Below are 2,282 nucleotides of genomic sequence, written 5' to 3' on the forward strand. Positions count from 1 at the left end.
GCCACCGGCAGCCTCTATCAGTTCTTCATCTTCTCGGCTTTGCTCCTCGACGGCTTCGAGAGCGCCGCGCAGGTGCTCTGCGGCGAGGCCGTCGGCGCGCGCGACCGGGGCCTGTTCCGGCGGCTGGTGCGGGCGCTGCTGCTCTCGGGCCGCGCGCTCGGCGCCCGGGTCACTTTGTTTTACGCCAGCGCCGGCGCGCCGCGCGCCGCGAGCTTCAGCACCGATCCGGCGGTGGTCGAGGCGACTTTGACCTACCTGCCCTGGGCGCTGTTCCTCCCCGTGCTCGGCGTCACCGCCTTCGTCTTCGACGGCATCTATATCGGCGCGACCTGGACTCGCGCCTTGCTCGTCACCATGGCCGCCGCCTTCGGTATCTACGGCGCCCTGCTCCTCGTCACCGGGCCGCTCGGCAATCACGGCCTCTGGCTCGCCTTCACAATCTTCCTCGTCGCCCGCGCCGCCGGCCAGGCACTCCTCCTCCCCCGCCTCGAACGCGCGACATTTGCCTGATCGCGCATTGCCTTTCCGGCCAGGGGACTCGATCTAGGCGGCATGTCCCGCGCCCGCGTGATCCTGTTGAACGCCGCTTTGGGTCCACTCGACTATCGCGTGCCCCACGGCATGACGATCGAGCCGGGGTCGATCGTGGTCGCGCCGCTGGGTCCGCGGCAGGTGGTCGGCGTGGCGTGGGAGCCGGAGCGGCTGCAGACCGAGGAGGTCGGCGACAATCGCCTGCGGCCCCTGCTCCACGCTTACGATCTGCCGCCGCTCTCCGCGCCGCTCAGGCGGCTGATCGAATGGACGGCGGATTATTATCTGGCCCCCCTGGGCGCAGTGCTGCGCATGGCCCTCCCCTCCTCCGGGGCGCTGGAGGGGGCGCGCAGCGTCACCGAATACCGCGCCACCGGCCAGGCGCCCGAACGGCTCACCCCGCAGCGCGAGCAGGCACTGGCGCGGATCGGCGAGCGGCAGGGATTGGTCAGCGAACTCGCCACGATCGGCGGCGTCTCCGACGGCGTCATCCGAGGCCTCGTCAAAGCCGGCGCGATCGAGCCGATCGAGGTAACCATCGACGACCCCTTCCCCGCGCCCGATCCGGATCACGATCCGCCCGGGCTCGAGCCAGCGCAAGCAGGTGCCGCCGGCGAGCTGCTATAAGCGGTCGCCGCCGCCGCTTTCGCCCCGATCCTGCTCGACGGAGTCACCGGATCGGGCAAGACCGAGGTCTATTTCGAAGCGATCGCCGAGGCGGTGCGAGAGGGAAAACAGACGCTGGTCCTCCTCCCCGAAATCGCGCTCACCGAGCCTTTCCTCAAGCGCTTCGCCGCGCGCTTCGGCGCCGAGCCGGTCGCCTGGCATTCGGGGCTGCGCCAGTCGCAGCGCCGCCGCGCCTGGCGCGCGATCGCGAGCGGCGAGGCGCAAGTCGTGGTCGGTGCCCGCTCTTCGCTCTTCCTCCCCTATCCCAAGCTCGGCCTCATCGTCGTCGACGAGGCGCACGAGGCGAGCTTCAAGCAGGAGGACGGCGTCCAGTACCATGCCCGCGACGTCGCCGTGATGCGCGGCCATTTCGAGGCGATCCCGGTCGTCCTTGCTTCCGCCACGCCGGCGATCGAGACCCGCCACATGGTCGAGAGCGGCATCTATCGCGAGCTCAAGCTCCCCGACCGCTTCGGCGGCGCGCGCCTGCCCGACATGGCGGCGATCGACCTCTTGGCCTCGCCTCCGCCGCGCGGCCGCTGGCTGGCGCCCGAGCTGGTCAACGCGCTCGAGGAAAATCTCGACGCGGAGGAGCAGTCGCTCCTGTTCCTCAACCGCCGCGGCTATGCCCCGCTCACTCTGTGCCGCCATTGCGGCTACCGCTTCCAATGCCCCAATTGCACCGCCTGGATGGTCGAGCATCGCTTCACCCGGCGGCTCGCCTGCCACCATTGCGGCCATGTCATGCCGGCGCCCCATGCCTGCCCCGAATGCAAGGAGGAGGACAGCCTCGTCGCCTGCGGCCCCGGCGTCGAGCGGATCGCCGACGAGGTCGCGGCGCTGTTCCCCGACGCGCGCGCCGCGATGGTCACCTCGGACACGATCTGGTCGCCGGCCAAGGCGGCCGAATTCGTCGCCCGGATGGAGGCGGGCGAGATCGACATCGTCATCGGCACCCAGCTCGTCACCAAGGGCTACCACTTCCCCAACCTCACCCTGGTCGGCGTGGTCGATGCCGATCTCGGCCTGTCGGGCGGCGACCTGCGCGCCGCGGAGCGCACCTTTCAGCAAATCCGCCAGGTCTC

At 70.3% G+C, this 2,282-nt stretch carries 1 protein-coding gene and 1 pseudogene; both read left to right on the plus strand.

The window, feature by feature from the left end:
- A partial coding sequence (locus ACT4N8_RS10515; RefSeq protein ID WP_444858078.1) for an MATE family efflux transporter occupies window positions 1-510 on the plus strand: 510 nt, incomplete at its 5' end.
- Window positions 511-552: 42 nt separating this feature from the next.
- Window positions 553-2,282 (plus strand): annotated as a pseudogene (priA, locus tag ACT4N8_RS10520) (replication restart helicase PriA); the annotation flags it as partial.

The sequence above is a fragment of the Sphingosinicella sp. genome (assembly GCF_052387495.1).
Classification (GTDB): domain Bacteria; phylum Pseudomonadota; class Alphaproteobacteria; order Sphingomonadales; family Sphingomonadaceae; genus Allosphingosinicella.